Annotated in this window: 9 protein-coding genes; 1 reads left to right on the forward strand and 8 read right to left on the reverse strand. The window is 42.8% G+C overall.

The window, feature by feature from the left end:
- Positions 1-117 precede the first annotated feature (117 nt).
- Genes N480_RS02145 through N480_RS02175 form a run of 7 tightly spaced genes read right to left on the reverse strand, consistent with a single transcriptional unit; the run spans position 118 to position 18,831 of the window.
- A complete protein-coding gene (locus tag N480_RS02145) occupies positions 118-4,218 on the reverse strand; it encodes a hypothetical protein (RefSeq protein ID WP_063370885.1) in 4,101 nt (1,366 codons plus the stop codon).
- The gene (locus N480_RS02150; RefSeq protein WP_063370886.1) at positions 4,208-8,509 is read right to left on the reverse strand and encodes a hypothetical protein; all 4,302 of its coding nucleotides are present in this window, start codon (positions 8,507-8,509) and stop codon (positions 4,208-4,210) included. Before N480_RS02150 ends, N480_RS02145 begins: the two co-directional genes overlap by 11 nt.
- Positions 8,488-9,255 (reverse strand): hypothetical protein, encoded by a 768-nt coding sequence (locus N480_RS02155; protein ID WP_063370887.1) that lies wholly within the window; start codon positions 9,253-9,255, stop codon positions 8,488-8,490. The genes N480_RS02150 and N480_RS02155 overlap by 22 nt, the downstream gene beginning before the upstream one ends.
- Positions 9,242-11,533, reverse strand: a complete 2,292-nt coding sequence (locus N480_RS02160; RefSeq protein WP_063370888.1) for a hypothetical protein — start codon at positions 11,531-11,533, stop codon at positions 9,242-9,244. The genes N480_RS02155 and N480_RS02160 overlap by 14 nt, the downstream gene beginning before the upstream one ends.
- Positions 11,520-14,636, reverse strand: coding sequence for a poly-gamma-glutamate biosynthesis protein PgsC/CapC (locus N480_RS02165; protein WP_063370889.1), 3,117 nt, complete (start codon positions 14,634-14,636; stop codon positions 11,520-11,522). Before N480_RS02165 ends, N480_RS02160 begins: the two co-directional genes overlap by 14 nt.
- Entirely contained in the window at positions 14,636-16,606 is a 1,971-nt protein-coding gene (locus N480_RS02170; RefSeq protein ID WP_231102212.1) for a hypothetical protein, read from the reverse strand. Before N480_RS02170 ends, N480_RS02165 begins: the two co-directional genes overlap by 1 nt.
- A 14-nt stretch (positions 16,607-16,620) precedes the next feature.
- A complete protein-coding gene (locus N480_RS02175) occupies positions 16,621-18,831 on the reverse strand; it encodes a CapA family protein (RefSeq protein ID WP_155732737.1) in 2,211 nt (736 codons plus the stop codon).
- Between the two features lie 237 nt (positions 18,832-19,068).
- On the opposite strand from N480_RS02175, the gene tyrR reads away from it, so the two are divergent.
- Positions 19,069-20,625 carry a transcriptional regulator TyrR gene (tyrR, locus tag N480_RS02180; protein WP_063355458.1) on the forward strand — a complete coding sequence of 519 codons (1,557 nt, stop codon included), beginning with the start codon at positions 19,069-19,071 and terminating at the stop codon, positions 20,623-20,625.
- A 28-nt stretch (positions 20,626-20,653) separates the two neighbouring features.
- On the opposite strand, the gene N480_RS02185 is transcribed toward tyrR, so the two are convergent.
- Positions 20,654-21,148, reverse strand: a complete 495-nt coding sequence (locus N480_RS02185; RefSeq protein WP_063370890.1) for a hypothetical protein — start codon at positions 21,146-21,148, stop codon at positions 20,654-20,656.
- Between the last annotated feature and the right edge of the window lie 117 nt (positions 21,149-21,265).

The following is a 21,265-nucleotide window of genomic DNA, read 5'->3' on the forward strand; positions in this document are numbered from 1 at the left end:
TGATTGCTTCTAATCTTATTTTCCTAGTTATCGGACCTCAGGTCAATTAAAACACAAAAAATGACTGGAATTTATTATTCCAGCCAGTAATGTTTGGTTAAATTTAGTTAAAAAGTACTACTTTTTTCCTGAGTTCAGCTTTTTCCGTTTCTGCTGTAGGGCCAGCCAACCAGGCTTTTGGCTACGGTTGAGTGCTGCGAGCACAGCAATCGCTTTTTCCATGGTAATTCGTTGCATGGCGATGTCTTTGTAAACCTGTTGAGCGGTTTTTTTACGCTTCACTGCAGCACCAGCATCAAGGAAAGACTCAACAACTTGTAATAAAAACCGCGTTACTCGGTTTTGTTTTACGTCATCAGTCTCACCCTGCTGATCACCTTCATCACTTTGTAAGCGCTCTTTAAGGTGGGCTATTTCCGCCTGACTAAATTCATTTTGTGCGTGTGGCAGTTTGCTCAATTGCGCTAAAAAACGATTAAAGTAGTCGTGCTCAATCACGCCAATACCAGAGATTTGCGAGAGTTTAAGTAACCCGGCTCTAAATTGTGCCTGACTTATATTTGGGCTTAGAAGCTGGTCACAAGTTTGATGTAAATGATGCCATTTTTGCCAAGCATATACGTAATTTAGTCCAGCGCCTTTGATATTTTGCATACCAACAATGAGCTGATGCTGGCCGTCTATCCCCAATTTGGCCAACTTTAATGTGAGCTCATTGGCGTTAATGTAGGGGTTTTCAACCAAATGTGTACGACTATTCAACAGCACCGTTAATCTATCAGTTAGCGTTTTAGCGTTTGATTTTAAATCTTCAATGGCAACCAATTGGTGTGCCATGTGCCAATCAGCGGCGAGTTGCTTTAGTAGTGCTAGTTGTCGCTGGCAGCTCACCTGTTGTTCAAACAAAGTGTCAATTTGTTTTATGTCGTGAAGATCTTGAATGCCAATTTTGACATCCGGTAATAACGCTGCAAATTTGTCGCACAACATTTGATCAGAAACCAAGCATTTAAATTGCTCTAGCAGTTTGACCAAATCTTCTCTATCGTTATTTGCCACAATTCGGGCTATACGTGCCTGTAGCGCTTGATTAAAGTACGCTGAAAACCCATCAACGTTAGTGCCAATTACGACAATATGGTCAAAAATGAGATCTTCTACCAAAATATGTGCAAACACTTTCGTTCGTGCAATTCGGTCATTGCGGTTGTTGATAAGTGCAATAGTTTGTACTTTTGGCTTTTGGCTTATGCCGAATAGGTTGAGCCGTCGCCAATTTTCAATTGTCGCGAGTCGCTCATTGGCCGACATACTGTTGACAAATGATTGTGTCAGATTACCAATGGGGGCTTGTTCAAAATGCTGCAAAACTCCGATATCTGGTACTATTCGCTCAGCTGTTTCTTTATATACGTAGTCTTTGTTGATGCCTATGTACTGGGCCATTTTACAGACCAAAGCGATGTTGTCAGGGTGCTCCTCGTAAGGGTAAAGAGCGCGAATATCGTCGGTGATTTGAAAGCCGTCTCCCCAGTGAACCTGAATGAGTGTCGAGTTTTTGTGCTCCGCGGACTTGTTCAGGACGGGATACATCGTTTGCTCGGCGGTAAAAACTTGAGTGTCGTTACCGATAAACGCAGACATCTCACGTGCTACATCCAGGCCTGTTGGCCCTAAAATATCTTCGTGATCAGGATACGCATTTGTTATGGTGGCAAAATTATCATTCATCCAACGGCGTAATATCCTTACGTACCTTGGTGTAAGCCCCATACATTCCCATAAAAAGACATCGGCTTTCACAGATTTAGCAAAGGTCAGCACATCACTTTGTTCCCAGATACTGGCTTTGTCAAATGGCCTAAATAAAGGCAGCTCATGTTGCTCGCCATCACTGGTAGCGTAAATCATCATAGCTTCACATCCCGTGGTTTTCGTAATGACTTTTAAGGCGATGCTGCTAAACAGAGCTGACTTTAGTCGTTCAGTGCCCGATTTGCCGCGCGTCCCCCAGCCCCCAATGGAAATCGGAATGTGCTTTCTATTTTTACGAATTTGTTGGCTGACTTTTATATGTCTTGACCAAAAGTACGCCATAAAGGCACAAACAAAAAACACCAGTTGACTAATGCTATTTTGATAAATGGAGTACAAATACTCTTTAAACCCCAACCCAATATTGATAAGTGCAGTACTGATAGAGGCCCTTCCAAATAGCTTTTGAATGCCTTGTTCTACAGGGAAGTGTGCATTGAGGGTGGCACCATAAGGGCTAAATTTAATTGTAAAGCCTAATGCTCTAATAGCTTCAAGGTAGTTTTGTTGCTCAATGTCTCCGCCTTTACGCATTTGGTCGAGCGCTGAAAAGCGCAACGAGATATGCCAGTACGCACGCAGGCGTTTCAACAGAGATGGTGGGCGCACAATGGTTAATATCCCGTCGGGCGTGTAGCTTCTCGCTTCAGGATTAATATTATCTTGGCTCAAAACCGACAGTAAATAGTCGGGTAAGGGTAAATATGGTCGTGATGAATGCTCTTTAAGGTTATAAAGTGCCTCGCCAGGCACATTTGTTTCACTTATCTCGGCAGTCGAACAGCTTGGTACATATAATTGAGCCGACGGTTTTTTAGCTTGGGTATGGCTGAAGCTTTGTCTCTTATCCGTACTGGGTGTAAAAAACTCATGCCATATACGCCAAAAACGCCGACCTTTTGAAGTGCCGAGCTTTATTTGCCATTTACCTTCTTTTTGGTAGCCATTAAAGTCTTCTTCCGATTGCGCGATAAAACTCAGTGCTCGACCTACGTCATCGATATTTTGGTTTGTCTCTAAAACAGCCGATTGATTGAGGCTTATTTGATCTTCAATCGTTACGACCAAAGATTGTAAATAAAAGCTGTTGAGTTGCTCTCGAGTACGTGTGATAAAGCGTCTTACAGCAATATTGGGCTCCACCTCTAACTGTTTATTGAGTATTTGAATAAACGTCTCAAAGACTTGATCGGGCTCGTCAGTTTCTAACTGCATATTAAGCATTAACCGAGCACTTTGCTCTAAAGCTATACGCTTTATTTCGAAGCTTTCCTCTCCTTGAATACAGTGCTGCCAATGGCGCATTGCAAAGTTGTCTTTGCCAAACCTCGCCGCAGTCAACTGTTTAATCAAAGTAAAACGAATCGCATCTGCAGTTTCTGAATTGAATCTATCTTCAAGTAACTGTATAGCAAATTCATCTTCATAATAGGGCGTACACTCGATAGTTGCTTGACGTACTCTCGGGTAAGGGTGACTGCTCAGCTGCATTATCAATTTTATGTCTGAGTTGGTCAGTTCACGTTGTTGTACGAGCACACGCGGCAGTGCGATAAGAATAAACAACTGATCATTGTTCTTTGGCTTTTCGGCGTAATCGTTTACTGACTCATCTACCTTTGCCCACATAAAACTGCGGATAAAAGTGGGCCTTTGGTGGATGAGAATTTCTAAAATATCGGTTACTGCTAGGTAAGGCGTGTTTTCCGCTTCAAGTAACTCAATGAGCTGTGCGACCAAATCCGCATCTAGTTCTGGATCTGCACTAAACTCATGGATCAAAGAAACTTGGTTTACCAAGGCGCGAATCATACCATGTCGTATATGAACGCTATTGCTGTTCGCCAATAAATGTAAGAAGAAAGGCTGTAAATCTAGCTTTTGCCATGCCGCACTCAGATCGTCTTTACTCAATCGCAAATACCGATTTGTCAGTGCGCCAAGCTTTGATATTAAAAACTTTAGGTTTTGTTCGAGTTCTGCCACTTTACTCTGGTAACGTGAAATAACGGCACCTTCGTCAAACCACCTTGAGAAAGCGACTTTGTCTTGCTGAAGTTGCAGTCTCGTTGCTCCGAGCTGTTCAGCATATTTGAGTATGTGCAGCTCTTTTTCCGCTTTGAGTTCGGCTTTGTTTAGCCGTTCTATAAAATTTTTATAATCAGCATCAATTGCCTGTAATTGCCCGTAATGGTTTTCAATTTTATGTCGTAAAAAAGCAATAGTTTGCAAAAGCTGCCAATAGGACGTTTGCTCATGATCGGGCTTGTTTTTAACCAGTTCCCAGTCGCTGAGTTCGTCAACAAGTTGCTGATATTTGTGTTGGTATAGGTTGAGCCAAAACTTTTCAGTGTCAGCAAATAATAAATCTTGGAGTTGATCCCTGAGGGTCTTATCTGCCATTAATGTCTTGCTCCAAGAAGTGCGTTAACTGTAGAGACTCAAATATAATTTCGTCATGTGCAAAGGGGGCAAAACCGGTATTCTGCAGGTTGCCAAGTGTGATTTCTAAGCGCACATTGTGGTTGTTTCTAAACCAATCTTGTGTCCAATTTAAGCTGATCCAACCCGCGGTGTGTTCGCTAAAGTCAAATAGTGTTTGCCAGCCAATTGAAGTGAGATATTGCCATGTTGCGTTGGGGCGATGATCATCCGCGAATACATAGCTGCTACTCAGTCCAACATTAAAAATATGTCCTTGATAATATTGTTGCCAGCTACCGCTAAACGTGACGGTATCTAGGCTCGTCCAATCTTCGTTCGATACACTTGACACTTGGCCATTAAATTGACTATCAACCCAAGGTTGATAACGAATTCTATAACCGGCCTGCCAACCATGCATATGCTGGGCACGGTAAAAGTTATACATATCTTGGCTAATGAGTGGGTCATCAAGATATTCTTGTTTATCAATGCTGGTGTAATAAAAGTAGGGTTGCCACCACCATTGATGTCTTACAGATGTATCATCTCGCCAAATTTGGCCGATAGTAGCATCAATATGACTTGTGAGGTGTGTTTCTTGGCTTGCAGTTGTCTCTTGCCAGCGATTATATAGCCCCACTTCGGAATACCACGGGGAATCATCATCTAACCAGTTGTAGACGCCATCTAGTGACCATGATTCATAGCGCAAGTTATTTACGCGATATGCACCTTCGAGTAAATACCAGTGTTGCTTAAAGCGGTTTCTAAGCCGTATACCAATATCGAGTCTATGGGCTGTTTCTATAGGCTCGCTGGTTTGGAAAATGCCATCTCGATCGTAACTGACAAAGCCTTCAATATGCGTTTTATTGCCGTCGGCATTGATCAATGGTGTATTAAAATGCCGTGCTAGTCTGTCAAAGTGGAGCTTAGGCCGTTTAAGTGGAATGGGCGTAACAGGCGGTGCTACAGCGATTTTTTGTCGGTTTAAATTGAGCTGCCAGGTAAAGAGTCTTGCCAATCTCGAGTAGCTATTGGGAATGGTGATGACGCCTGCTGGATAAAAGTCTATCGCCTCTTTTCGCAGGTTGTCTTTAATATACTCTATTTTCACCAGTGCATCTTTTTTAAGCGCAGCAGACACAGGCTGTGAGTTGCTCGCATAATAAAATAACTGCCTTTGGTCCAATTCTATATTTTGCCAATTTTTTTGATTTAGCACTTGCACTTCAACTTGCAAAACTTGCGACAAATAGGGGTTTAGCCAACGAACTTTAACGATACCACTGCCGAGTTCCGATTGTTGTAAACCGAACGTGCTCACATTGCCCGTAATTGGCCATACCGTTTTTTCGTTCGCGGTCTCTATAGCAACGAGTGCTGCGGCATTTGAAATCAGCTCCGCATCAGAGAAATGAAACACTAAACGAGTTTGTAGTGACTCTAATGCACTGAAATCTAGGGACAAAGTATGATACGGGCGTATTGTGAGGCCTTTGGCGTTATCGACTTGTGAGGTATGTCGGCTAATTTGCTCTGCAATACTGCGAGACTCAAGTGCGGATAAATCGACGAGTTGTGTGCCAGCATAGTTCACGTATTGTTCGGCGGCGACCCAATGCCCGTAGCTTTGAACACGATCATGGAGTTTGGCAAGTTGTGAGGGTACTTGCAATGTACTGAGTTTAGAGAACAACGCAGTAAACTCATAGTCTTTCAAAGTATTATTTTCGAGTCTGTACAGTGCATTATTGAGCAGTGTGGTCAACGAGTTTAAATTAGTACCAGACTGTTGATGCAACAGGTTCATAAATGGTGTGCCCAGTTCAAACTGACTCAACTGTTGCGTTGAATATGGGTCAAAATGGGTAGAGTCAAAAACTTGAAGTTGCAAATATACAGGCGTTTTACTGCCGAGTGTGAGTGTTTCTCCGGCTTCCAACGTGATCATGCTACTCGAAGCGATAGAGAGTATATTTTCTTCGTTTGGTGTTTTTACTGAGGTTGTTGACAATACATCGCTAAATAAAGGCATAAAATAATTTTTAGCTTGTGTGTCTACGTGTAACCACTTAATGGCATTGTCGCCATCACTTTGTCCTTCCACACGGGCGTTTACTTTGATATTGACAGGGGAATGCGCTGTTAATGTAAGTGGTGACTCGCCAACTTTAAATGCCTTGTAAGTTGCTGTATCGCCAATTAATTGGGCTTGTTCAAAGTAACTGAGATCATAATTTGGTAAATCTTCTTGCGAGTACTCTGTGTAGCTAGCATAGCCTAGACCTTGATATAGCTTGTGGCTTTGTGCAGAAAACAACTTTGTATCATGATCAAGCCATAAGGTCTCTAGAAATTTACCTTGTGCAAATAAGGTGCTTATGACCAACTGTGGGCAACCTTTTAAAGAAGCTTTTAAGGCGCATAAGCCTTGAATATTGAAAACCTGATTACTTTGTTGATACCGTTTGAGTAATGCATTTGCAGCAAAGTCACTGAGCATTTTATCTGGTTGTTGCAGCAGTGCTGACAAATAGCGTAGCACTGCGTTGTCTTGATTTAGCTGGGAAAGGATCTCTAGGCGTAGATGCCAAGCGCGTAACCTGATTTCAGAATAGGGACTGTTAACTAGCATTCTTAACTTTGGCAACGCTTCAGTCGGTGACTGTTTTACAAGATACTCCACTTCACCTAATTGGTAGCGCCAATGAGACAATGCTGCTGCACTGCTTTGCTTTGTATCAGTAAACGCATCTGACTCCGATAGCAAAGGTATATTAAACACAGAAAGGCTGTTTAAATAACTATCTGCTTTTGTTTGTTGTATTTGTGTCAATAGCTTAGTCGTAACTGCACTTTTGTCGCTTAGTTTTTTAGGCTGTGCGTAAAGCAGCTCATTGTTTGGTAGCGGCAGTAGTGTTCTTATTTGCACCGCAACATCTAGCTTAGCCTTGCTGGCTGAAAACAAAGATATTTGTTTTGCGTCCATAGCTACATCAATGTGCAGTGGTACAAACCCTTGTCTGGCCTCGACAGATAGTTTGGTGCGTTCTCCATCGACATCTACAACCAGCTCGGTATTGCGATTACTTCTGATATATAACAAGGCCCGAGGCGTCACTCTCTGTTCCTGACTCAAGTCGAAGTGAAGTGACTTTTTAAGTCGTGCAAATAATAAGTTATTGTTAACACGGCTTTGGAATAACTGTTGCTTGGCCTCCCGTAGTGGCTGGTATAAAGGCACTTTACGCCGGTGAATTGCGATCGACTGATTTGATGGGCTGATTGGTGTTAAATAGCTGCCTGTTGAAATGGTGCTAATTAAGTCTTGATAGCGCCTAAGTGCTATAGGGGTCGCTTGTTCTGGCCTAAATTGCACTAAGGCGGATATATCGTGCTCGAGATAAATTTGAGTAAGTGATTCATCCAGATTATTAACCCAATAAGGGTTAAATAACTTTTCTTGCTGTTTTATCGCTGCATCCACGTCGTAAATACCACGGTGCATTTGCTCTAGCTTTACCCATGTTTTGGTGTGGCTTTGCAGGGTCAAATAACTGTTCGCTGGCACTGCTAAATAATCTACATTTGCAATACCGAGTTTATGTCTATCATATTCTTGTGCCTGTGCGCTGGAGACGTTGATGATGCTGACAGGCTTATCATTAACTAACGCAAATACTTTTCCGCCCTCGCTAAGATCATAGAGATCTCGATGCACGGTGAGTTTTAGCTTCTTTGCATGTTTAAAGAACACTTTTACACTTTGTGAGTTACTAAGCGGGTACAGAACATTCCGCTCTTGTGCTAACGTTACTGTTTTTCCGGGTAAAGGCAAACGTACTGCCCTACGAAAAGGGTCTCTGTGGTTGTGTTGGTAGCCACGCCAGACATGAATTTGTATCGGGCTGTCCGTTACATTGCTCAGATTGACCACTCGAGCACGTTCAGCTGCTGCCAACTGGCAGCTATTTTCACGGCACAACCATTGATCTTTATCTATTTTAGCGAGGGCATAAAATGTTTGCCCTTGCCAAAAGTCGACCTGTTCTAATGTGCTTGGATCCACTGATAGCCACTGGCCTGCCGGTAAGAATAAGGACCGTGTTTGATTTTTCTCTATAGTGATATCGGCTGCACTGCGCGAAAGTTGTCGGGTTTGTGCATCGTACCAACTAACGTCAGCCTGCAAGTATGCTTCTTGCGCTATCGCTGGCGTAGAGGTTGCTCCTAATAAAAGTACTAAGCAGAGTAAGAGAGGCATAAATTGAATTGCTCCATACTTACTGGGTGTGACTTCAGTCTTTTTCTCATTGGTTTACTAATTTCTATGTGAATAAAGCGGTGGGGGGCTAACCCTATTTTATGCAGTACATTTTTAGTACCACCTAACTCAAATACATCCTTTTGGTATATATAGGTATGTTTGCTAAGGGCAAGCAAACATGACTGTATTTTCATTAATTTAGCATTGTAACTGCGCCCTTGGCTTAAAATAAAATCTGCATTTTTGCCCTGTGTTGTTTTGCGCTTTTTTTGGTTGAATCCATGAAGTTGAAAAATTAGCCCATTAGGGTATTTGCGATGAAATGCATTCACTGCTGCAACATGCAGCCCAGATTTTCGTTTAGAGTAATCCATAGGGTTGGCGTCAGGGCTTTCGCTGTGGCGGTGGTGTGTATTGTGAACCATGAGGTTACAACTTGATTCAAAAAGAGTACGCCCAATCGTAAGCGTATACTTATCATGATACTGATGTGGCACAGAAACAAAGCAAGGTTTATTTGTCGCACGGTACAATAAGACACCTCCACCATGCTGATTTGTGGTGTTGATAAGTGAGTGTACTGTATTGTTCTTGGACCCCGTTTTTTGATATTTCCAAGGCCCGATACTGGTGGGCTGTATAAACCACTTATCTATGTCTTGCCATTGGATCTGGGGCTGGGCTGCGGCCGAAGAGAACCAGCAGAGCAAAAGTGTTATGGCAATCATATTATGTATTTTCATTCTGCCACCATAAAGGAGTTAAAGGTTGCGCATTGTGCTCTTCTAAAATGGTAATCCACATATCATGTTCAGCTGTAATGGCAAATTTTTCAAGTGATTGAATGTCAGTACCTATTTTTATCGTTATGGGGGGGTAACTAATAACATCTGTTGACTGAGGATGAAGCATATAAGCTTCATTCTTAGCTGGCATCAAAGCATACCTTTTAGCTGCAATTGTATACTCTTCACTTAGACCTTTTTGATACTGAGCAAAGAGGTTGGTGTTGATCACTAATGCCGTATCATTGTGCGAAGCCACGGGATATAAAAATGGTTTAATAACGATAGATACCGGTTTGGGTCTGTTGGCATACCTTAAAGACAAGGTCTCGCCTTGAGCGATTTTAAATAACCGAGTTTTTATAAAGTCACGTGCTTCACCTGTGTTTGTGTATATCGAGCGTGTATTCCCCTGTTTACCTGAGGATACCAAGGAGAGTGAGCTTGCGTTTAACTCAGCTTCAGAGTACTTGGGTACTTGATTATTAATAGCGATAAGCTTAGGCGTTTTTAGTTCGCCCTGTTGAACCACCGACAGCTTTTGCGGATCAGATACCTTTCGAAAATGCGCCGCAGAGGGCACTTGAGGTGGTTCAAAGTAGCTGCTCGGACTATACACAAGTGCAGTGTTGGAAATTGGGTGCCTGTCAAAAAGTGATTCAGAAACGTAAATCGTTTCTTTTACCACCGGCAGCGGCGGTGCCTCAAAGAGCCTTACTTTCAGTATTTGCTGCAATTCAGTAAAGGTAAATTCATTTATCGCCTTTTGTGCGAACCAGGCTCCAATTTCGATAAAGCTCGGCAGTGGGTTCTCACAAAGTTGATCACATAACACATTTTGATAATGAAAATTCTGATTTCGGCTTTGAAGCTTTACAGCCACGCTATTTTGACTGGAAATAGTTACTTTTGCAGAGCTTGGAGGCAGTCTTAAAAAGTATTTTTGGCTCTCATTAATGACTTGGCGTTGTGTTTCTGGAGTGATCATTCTGTCGTATTGCGATATCAGGGATTCTAACTCAAGCCGATAGCGTTCAATTGGTTGTTCTTCGCTGTTATACACAGTAATGTTAACTTCTGAGCCCTGGGTATCTAAGTTTCTGAAGTCCATAACAATATCGCTGTTTCCAGTGACTGAGTAGGTGACAGGGGTAGTTGGGCTCATAATATAGTAATAGCTGTGTAGCGGTACTACTGGTTGTTCCCCTTGCCGCCACTGCGTGAGTGCGGGCAAACTAGACTGTACTGTAATGAGGCCGGGTTTTATGCCCTGAATTCTATACAGATTGTCAGCTACGAATTCAGCCTTAAGCTCTTTTGGTGCGCTAAGCTGTTTGAGATCATGCCATGAGATACGCAGCGTACTAAGCGGTGCAGAACTGGAGAAAACCAAATCTTCACTGTTCGAAACTCGAAAAGTGGCGGTGAGCTCCTTTGTGGAATAAAAGCTGTCCAAGTCCAACTGCTGCGCTGAAAAATCATAGGTGATGACGTTATAGGGCAGTGTTTCATATAAAATGTCACTCACGAAATCTATATTTGGGATCCCCTGTGGAGCGAGCTTTTGCCAGTCAAAACTGACGGCATTACTGAGCTCCCATTGCGCGAGCGCATTCCCGCCTAAAGTGTGGTAATTGAGCATTCTATCTCGCCACTCTACGGGCAATTTCAGCCAAATTTGTTGGCTACCGTCATTGTCAGCTGGTGTTTTAGCATGCAGGCGAACCACAACACCGCGTAAGGTATCTTCCTCTGGAATAAGCTTTAATCTTATTTGGCTGGCGCTGGGGTAGATAGAAGTGTCCACATAAAAGGACTGCCCAGACGCAACCGAAAGCGCTTTTCTATCCTCGATAATTTGCTTAACTTGTTGTTCTTGCGCAGCAAGTACCAGCTTTGATGCGTGGTGGTAAACATGTTCAACTAATACTTGGCCTTGTTGGTCGAGTAATTGATATTCGATTGCGTAATTAACAGGTTCGTCAAAGGCTTGCTGGCCATCAAAAATAGCGTTGGAGAGCAAGCGTATGGCAAGTGTTCGAGAGCTAGAAAAATTAAAAGAGACAAATTTATCTTCGGGTAGCCAATGTACAACCGAACGTGTTTCTTCTTCGCTACGCTCTTCAAGCCGCTCTGCAGATGAGAGCCAAACATAACCGTTATAGCATGCCCAAAGTGTTACCAGTACTAATGAACTTACGAACAGCGCGTGGAGGATTTTCTTAATCCAATACATGTTGAATACCTCCGGCTGCGTAATTAAAGTCCTCTAGAGACAGTACTTTATTGCTGGTGGGTGTATAGATTGCGACGAGTTTGTCGTCTAGCTTTATGGTGAGTGCCAGCTGTTGATTTCGTTCTAGACGAACAGCTTGCAAGCGACATTGACTGAGGGCTTGGCAAAATTGACTTAATAAAGGCAAATGCTGATCTTGTGCATATTGCTCAGTGAGCGCTGTGATGTCACTAATTGAGATCGCTGTGTTATCGTGTCGCCAATCGTCTGGGCCCAACACGGAAGTTCTCAGTGTTTTGAGTTCAGGGATATGAGAAACTGCAATTAGGCGCTGCAATAAGGCTTGTTCAGAAATAGCAAAATGTTGTTTGAAGTCTGAAGCAAGCCAAAGTGTAGCGAGTTCACTGCGAGGACTAAATAAGCGATATCCCGATTGAGGAGATGTACCAATTTCTAGCCCTCTCGTCTGAGCTTGTCCTGCAACCACCTGAGATGAGACACCTAAGTCCACCAGTGTCTTTTGTAGTTCAGTTAAAGTACTGGAGTGCTGGGTATTGGGCTGTGTAAACTGAAAAGCGATGGCGCTCGGGCGTATATAAGATGGCGCACTATGACTTCTTACCTGCAAGCTTAATATAGGTGTTTGGGCAAAGTGCCTCAACGTACTTTGGTGCACGACATTAAAGAGGCTTCTTACATTGGCTGGCGCCATCACATTGGCTAATTCATTGGCATAGGGGTGTGCACCTGCTATGAGTAAAGCTTTGGCATTTGAGCGTGCAAAAAGGTCACCAGAAAACTTTAACGTATTACTTTCGAATAAAGGTCGTGGCACTTGGATATTTAGCATGGCTTCTGGGTGCATATTGATGACATAAAGTCCCTGACCTTGCTGGTAGTACTGTGGCGAGTTGATGGGAGCAATAACAATGTATTGTTCTAGGGGGTTATCTAGAATTTGTAGCTGGTACCCCATCATATTCGCAATGTGGTTGATACGCTCTAAACGGTTTAGTTCGTCCTGACTAAATTCTCTGTCAATTTGCTCATATACCAATGTATAGAGCGGCCCTAGAATTTCGAACTCCCAAAGCGCGGCTTCATTATTGGTTAACTCTTTATAGTGGTTACTGCCTTTGGCGCTAATATGCAGAGAAAACTCATCGATGATCTCGTTTAATGAAGCTTCTGTAAAAGTGACTTTAGAATTTGAAGAGGTGCTGGTATTTAACACGACTTCAGACAGTAAATTTGAGTAACTTTGACCATCAATAAATGCTTCGACCATTTTTCCGGTAAAGTCCGGCGTGGGTAAACTGTTGCGATGAAGGAGTCCAAATTGCCCTCGTTCAAAGCCCATCAAATTTGTGAGTTCACGCTGCGACAAAGAAGCCGGCAGTTGGTTATATATCCAAAATTGACTCTGCAGTCCGAAAGGACTGAGTTGTAAGTCAATACGGGTGTATTGATTTACAGAGCGTATTTGTAGCACTTCGACGTTCTCGACAACCGAGAAAAAAGCGCGATAGTATGCACTTTGTTGAGATACTTGCTGGGTTGCGATAGAGGGGGTGAATTGAGTTCCGAGAACCAGTGCGTTACTATCTAATAATTGGAATAGCAATCCTGCAGCATCACTGGCAACACGCTCACTAGAGGGGTGTGGCACACTGATTATATGGTTTCTACTCGGGGCTTTCGCAAGAGCAAAAAAGCCACGTACGGTATTGCTCATAGCATCTTTGATATATAAATATTTATCGTCTTGTTGCAGAGTAAACTGCGCTTGAGCAAGTAACCTGCGAGCAAGCCGAATATTGTCCGGATCTTGCCTATCGCGGTTTAGTACGCGAATTGCGCTGATAAAGTTTTGTAATGTTTGTGCCTGTTGATATTGGCTAATTGATACATGGTCGGTTTGCTCGGTATACAAAAAGCTCTTATACGCACTGATTTGTTGACTCAGCTCAATCTCTGTATTGTTTACAACACTCAAATCAGCAGGCTTATAAGTAAAAATGGCTGGCACAAACATGATTAAAAAGCCAATCGTAATTGCAACCAAACCACCTACAATCGACGTTTGAAAAGTGGCTCTGATGACCAGTCCGAGCGCGTTTTTCTGATAGATTTTTAGCGCAAGGAGCGTCGAAAGCATATAACCAAATGCAAAAGTATCGGTGACTTTTAGCGTGGGATAGTAATTCACAACGAGGTAGTTCAAAGCAATTTTGTATGCAAAGCCTATATTGAAGAAAAAGAGCAGTAACCTCGCGCCTTCAAAGTTGGCATGACGCAGTTTGGTAAAGGTGAGAATTGACCCCCCAATGATTAGGATCACTGCTGTTTCTGCAAAAGAAGTCAGCAGCTTAGTCGGCTGCATGATTTGTAGTGCCAGCAATGCAGGCAACATGATACCGTTAAATTCCCAACCATACTTTATATTGGCTCGAGAAGCGATAAACGCCGTTATAACCAAAATGATGTAAGCTTTTGGGGCAGCGATTATCGAAGCTGCAACCGCCTCATACATGATTGCCAAATTGGCGATGCTAAAATTAGTAAATGGCATCAGGCCATAACGCACTAACAAGTAGGTAAGAAATAACTGGATTAAAGTGACACGCATGCCATATTTAAAACCGCCGTTCCACATGACGTTGGCGGTCAAGGCGATGATAACTAGCCCCAAACTATACAGTTGGCTAGAGTAGTCAAAAGTGATATCCCACTGGGCAAGGTAGAGTGCGACAAGTGGCCACAGTAATGTGTCCATGACCACCCTGACTAGGATGCTTATCAAAATGATGGCAAAAAATCGGTCTCTGCCAAACATTTCACTGAATCCGAAGCGCTCCATCAATATTTTGGCTGTCGATAGCATAACTACGTAAACGACAATCGCTTCAATTAATATCACCACCGCAGAAATCGGCGTGACAATAAAGAGGGGAACCAAATACCCCGGTACCACTAACCCAGTTAATGGAAAGCCAAATCGCAAATTCAACATGCAGACCACGGCGATACCTACCCATACCGTGGTGATGACTGATTGACCTAGGCCGCTGCCGCTTGGGAATAGCTGTAAAGCCCAATCCATTAACTCTGAGCCTTAATTTCAGAAGATTCTTCGAGATCGGCTTGTTGCATTTGAAGCTGACGCAATAACTTAGTCGGATCATCGAGTTGTTGAACTAAGTAAGAGATGTCAATGAATTCAAATAGGATGCCTCCGACCTCAAAAGGTTCGCCAATACTGCTCGTTGTACGTGAAGCTCGCAATGAACGAATACTCAAAATAAAGGTCGCTTGTCCTAGCTGTGCTGGCATATATAGCTCGCCTTGTTGCAGCGTAATGTAGCGCAGTTTACCTTTGGCTTTTTCATTGTCTAAATGCGTGACACGCTCCAATAAGTCGAGTGCGGTCATTTCGAAAAGGGACATTTCGTTATGTTTGGCAATCTCTTCAATTCTTTGATTTGTTTGTACAACCTGACCAAATAGATTAAACATAATGGCAGCTGTATGAATTTGATTGAAAACATGCTCTAACGTCGAGAGTTTCTGTTCCATATCGCCTATGGAAGACTTGACTTGTTGGCTAAGCGGTTTTTGCAATGCGAGCGTAAGGACTTTAGTTAAAGCGCTGGTATTTGCTTTTTGTTGGTTTTCATAAATACGAAAATGGAACAGCAGTTCGCCGATTTGATTGGCAAAGCGGTTAACGTTTTGTACAAACCGCTCTTCATCAAAGTACTCATTTGGTTCAACTGTCATCGCCCAAAAACCACGAATATCGCCGGCGTACATAAGCGGTACCACATACTGTGCTTCTGACTCTGACAAGTCATTGAAAAAAGGCCGTGTGATATGGATTGCACCAAATGCTTTTATGGCGTCGGAATAGGGCGGTCTTTCGTAGTCTCTGCGCATTTCGTGTATATCTGACAAACTACAATTAATCGCGCGTATCTCATGTAGACGATGATCGCCTTCTGTTCTGGCTAAAAAGATTGAACGGCTCAAGGCTAACTGTTGATTTACCAACGTAATGATGGCGTCCCAAGGGCTTGTTTGTGCGCTAAATGCTTGTGGGAGATACCGTCCCATCATACGTTGTTGAACATTACTTATGATGTCATTGAGCTCAATTTCTTCAACCCATTTACGCGAGAAAAACACCCATAGCATAGTCACAAGCGTGGTAAAAATAATTTGGCCAGTCGGTAAAAAATAGTCAAACCAAAGCACGCCTAAATACGCCACTAACAAGCTAATTGTAACCACGACACCCGCGATGAGCAGTGCAATATTAAAACTACTGCGCTGATAGGTGATAAGTAGAAGCGTTAAGATGATGAGCTGCAAGATGCTTGATTGCAGCAAGGGCATTTGCGCAACAAGGTTTTGCTCAAGCAAGTTATCCGCAATGTAGGCATGCAGATAAACAGGATCGTTAAATATGTCGATTTTAGGTGCTCTTATCTGCAATGCGAATTCTAGTTGTTTTTGTGACACGAGTACCAGTTTATCTTTAACTTGTGCGTCAAAGACATCGCCTGAGAGCAGGCGTGACGCGTTAAACTTTGTCAAAGCTGCAGGGGATAGCGAAAAGTCGAGTAATTTATCTTGTGGATCGTCTTTATCACCTAAAACGGCATGCCAAACACTCTTACAACCCGAGGGAGTCTGCTTTAGCACGATTTCATACCCAAGCCACGACTCTAGTGAAGGCAAGCAATATCTGGGGTCAGCGTATGGAAAATAGACATTGTCAAAAGAGCGTTGCTGTTCTCCTGAAACATGACTAAAGATTACTATGGCTCTAGCTTCTTGTTCTCTGAGTCGGGTGATAATTTGGTTTTGTTGCGTCAGTAAGTTGTTTGACTCAATGACGACTACTTGCGTGTCTTGCCGATTCAATTGTTGGTTGAATTCTAGATATATAAACGCATTCAGTCTATGTAAGGTACCACTTAACGTGACAAGCAATATCAAAATGCCTAACAGCATCGTAGACCAGAAGGTCTTTTGCCGTTTTATGATGAAAAACTGTTGCTTTATCGACACTACCAATTATTCCTTTATTGGAAAGACGAGAATGTAAGGCTAATTGTGACATCCTTTTGACTATCAACTTGTAAAAAGTCCATACCATGCATAGTGTTTTGAGCCCATGCGCCATTGGTAAGTATAATATCTTTTTGCCATGATATCAGTGCAATATCATCTAACATCAGTGTTGCTTCTCCGTCATCAGGAGGGCTATGTAAAAATGTGAGCTTAACAGCCCTTGCAGGTAGGTTCTCAGGTCCTAGTACATTTGAATCTTCAGGCAAGCTGAAAGAGTGTTCAAACGTTTGCCAGTCATAGTTACCCGCAGCTTTAATTTGCAACGTTTGCTCTGAGAATACAAGGTTGTCTTCCGACGTTAAAATCGACATTTCGGCACTCAACACACCAGCATTCTCTCCTTTGCTATAGCCATATAAACTCATGTCGTGATAGGCCAAGAGCGTGGAGTCGCCAGGGGTTATGGGCATCGTTCGTATAGTATGTTTAAATGGCATTCTCAAGGGACGGTTGTCGAATTGCGTTCTCACTAAACACATGCCTTGACGGCCTCGGTGGGCACCCGTTAGACAAGGTGTAAGATTGTCACTGTCGTTTTCCCAGCGAGAAACTTCGCCAAACTCTTCATCGTTATCCCAATCCTCAAAATCACCAAATAACATTAAGTCGCGCCCCATGCGTATTTCTGCAGACTCGGTGCTTTGTATGCCAGTTAAAAATGCATTGCTCGGTGCATATGCTCGCAAGTCAACAATATGCTGGCCAGCCGGTAGGGTAACTTGTATGGGTGTGCTGGCAGTCGGTGCAACTGTTTGAGCGAACCGAACTTCCGCAAACCCTTGTTTGGGTATGACTGCCACATTTGGGTCAGAAAATTCTCCGAGTCTGCGTATTAAATAGTCGCTTAAAAAGCCTGTAACCAATTTGGGTTGATAGTCTTCGAGATAGATAGGATACGCACGGGCACTTTTAGTTTTGAGCTCTGAGGTTGGATCGACTTCAACAATGACGGCGACGCCCAATAAGGTCTCGATACGGTTTTGTTCAAAAACAAAGTTTCCCAACCCTAAAAGCGCAGGGGTGCCATCGATTAACCCAAACCCTTGTGCAACGTGAGGGTGGTGAGCAATCATGAGATCTGGGCCTTCAGCGCCCAACACGTCAAATCGATTACTAATATAGCGAGTTGGTGCGTACGAATATTCATCGCCACCATGAAGCTGCGCAACTGCGTAATCACTTTGGGCTATGGCGCTTTCCATTGCACTCGTGACGCTGGCTGTATCTGTTAAGTCGGCTGCTCCCCCTTTTTGCGCGCTTGCTATATAGTCAATTGGGTTATCTTCACCAGTTATCGAGGTCGCTGATATGATTCCTACGGTGAGACCGTTCACGTTAGTGATAAGAGGTGCAAAGGCTTCACTATCATTATTACCCGCGCCACTGCGCAGTAGTCCCGCTTCTGTAACGTACTTTAAAGTGTCATCAAGGCCATTTTGCAAATAATCATAAACATGGTTATTACCCAGTGCGACGTAATCTACGCCTATTTCTGTAAGGCCTTGTAACGTCTCTGGTAGAGAAAAGAATGCAAACTCCTTCGTTGGGTGCACGCTGACAGGGGTACTGAGAATAGGGGTTTCTAAATTCACTGAGGCAAAGTCAGCACTTTGTACTAGAGGTTTAACGTACTGTGTGAGAGCGACCGCGTTCTCGGCAGCTGAGCTGGCGCGAATTAATGCACCTTCGACATCCGGTAAAAAATTCCCCATGGTTATTAACGATTGGTCCATATAACGTCGACCAAACATTGTGTCCCCGGCAAAAAATAAACTGACGGATTGCGATGGTTTGCTTTGTATATTGAAGTCAAAAGACTCGGTTTCATCGTCTATTTGTAATGTCGTCAAATAGCTTTGAAAGCCAGACTTATTGACGGATATGGTATAGTTACCTTGTGGTAAGTCAGGCAGTGCGACTTGCCCTGAGTCGTCTGTTGTATAGGTTGTTCCTGAAATACTTAACGTTGCATTTTTAACTTCCACCCCAGTGGCATCTTTAATGGTCACCGTGAACGTTGCAGATTGGGCGTTTTCTTTATCTTGTTCAGCTTGCTCTTGCTGCTGGCTTTGAGTTGGGCCAGTCTCGTATGGGTCTTCAACAGAACATGCACTAAGAAGAATGGCTGTTAGAACTAAGACTATTTTTTTTTCTATTTTCATTGTTCTCACCATTCATTTTAACATTGTTTAGTTATTTAGTATTATAAAGTGCAATGGGTTTGGCATGCAATCTTTTCTACCTAGTTAAATGCCAAGTTTTTCATATATTTAGTTTAGTCCATTACTATTAATTTTGATGAACAAAATATCTGTCCAAAAATGTTTACAATTTGCTAGGCTGATGACTATTCTTAGAGTATGATCCGCACAGAGGTAAAAAACCGTTTTGAGGAACAGATGCGTTTAGAGATCCATTGCGCCGATCGAATTGGGATTGCACAAGAAATTCTCAATATATTGGTAAATTATCGAGTTGACCTAAAGGGGATTGAGGTTGATTCTGTAAATTGTCGTATGTATGTCAGCTTCCCGCCGATTGAATTTGAACAATTTCAAAAAATCATGCCTGAAATAAGGTTAATTGATGGTGTTGAAGATGTTCGCACTACCGCCTTTTTGCCTTCAGAGCGCGAGCACAATGAACTTAATACACTTTTGAGTGCATTGCCCGATGGGGTGATTTCTATTGATGCAAAAGGCGGTGTTAGGCATTGCAATGATGCAGCTTGTAGAGACTTAAACTTGTCCTTAGATGAAGTGATCGGGACTAGCATCAATGTACTTCTAAAAGGCTTTAATTTTACGCGCTGGCTTGAAGGTACTGAAGTACTAGGCCAAACAACACGCGTTGAAGTGGGTGGTGAAGATTATATTGCAGACATCCTTCCAATCGCAGTTCCTCAAGGTGCTGAAGGTGATGTTCTCGCCGGTGCCGTGATTAATATCAAATCGCAAAGCCGTTTGGGACAACAGGTCAGTGCATTTAGACGCTACGGGCAAGAAAGCTTCGCGACTATTCACAATCAAAGTACCGCTATGCGCCGAGTTGTGAGGGAAGCACGCAAGATGGCTCAACTTGAAGCGCCGATCTTAATTACTGGTGAAACTGGTACTGGTAAAGAGCTGCTAGCGAGAGCTTGCCACTATGCTTCAAATCGTTCCTTGAAACCTTTTATTGCCTTGTCTTGTGCCTCTTTACCTGATGATGTGGCCGAGTCGGAGCTATTTGGTTACGCCAGCTTTGATGACAATGTGCCTTCCAAAAGGGGTGTATTAGAACAAGCTGATGGTGGTACCGTTTTTCTTGATGAAGTGGGTGAGATGTCTGAGCAGTTACAGACTAAGTTGCTACGCTTTTTACAAGATGGGACTTTCCGTAAGGTCGGAGACGAGAACGAAGTAAAAGTAAATGTTCGTATTATCGCCGCGACGCAAAAAGATTTACCCGCTATGGTGCAAGAAGGGGGGTTCCGTGAAGACCTCTATTACAGAATTAATGTCCTCACGCTAGAGATTGCCCCTTTGCGAGATCGCAAAGCTGATGTTAAGCCGCTAGCTGAGCACTTTATTCAAAAGTATGCGCAACAAAATGGACAAGCTGTACCTGCATTACATCCAGAATGCCTAGAGTTTCTTGAGCAATACCCATGGCCTGGCAATGTGCGTCAATTAGAAAATGCGATTTATCGAGCAGTGTCTTTATTGGATGACAAAGAGCTGCGTATTGAAAATATGCAGTTGCCTACGTTTACTCATGATTTAGGGTACTTAGAGTCCGATTTTGAAGGAACGTTAGAGCAAGCCGTGAAACGCTTCGAAGCAACGTTACTAAGAAAACTATACCCTGCTTACCCAAGTTCTAGACAGTTAGCAAAACGCTTGGGTTTGAGTCATACAGCCGTTGCAAATAAATTGCGAGAATATGGCATTAACCGTAAAACAGTAAAAGTTTAACAGTCCATATTACCAAGAAGTAGTTGTACTACTTCTTGGTTCCCATATTTCTTGTTACACCATCAAGCCTCACTGACTTTATACCTGACTCTTCGAAGTGAACATCAATGCTGACGTTATTACGCGATAAAAAGTAGTCTACATTGTTCAAGGTTAAGATATAGTCGCCCCTTACTCGCGAGCTAAATGCTCTTTTTGATAGCTTAAGCTTGTGTCGGCCAATTTTCCATTCAAACTCTTCTATATAGCCTGCGTTAAACTCTTGTATCCACACTTTTGAGCCATCTTTACTCAGCGTGAGTGCAATTGAATAAGACTCAGGTAGCTGAGACATTGAATATGATTTTTTGCCGATACGAAACTTCTGATTGTTGGCATTCCAACCAAATCCAAAATCGAAGCTTTTCTCTACCCCAGTTGGGTAAGTAACGACACCTTGCCCGTTTACATCAAAATCCGCAACAGCATTTAAGCTGAAACAAATGGAAAAAATAAAAAAGCCAATTTTGAATATATTATTCATAAACACACACTGATTCTGAAATTACTGAAAACTTAATTCAGTTTCTAAAATTAAGCAAGTAGCCGAATTTAAAGAGAAAGAGAATTAACTTACTGAACACGCTTGTTGCTACTAAGA

The sequence above is a fragment of the Pseudoalteromonas luteoviolacea S2607 genome (assembly GCF_001625575.1).
In the GTDB taxonomy this organism is placed as follows: domain Bacteria; phylum Pseudomonadota; class Gammaproteobacteria; order Enterobacterales; family Alteromonadaceae; genus Pseudoalteromonas; species Pseudoalteromonas luteoviolacea_E.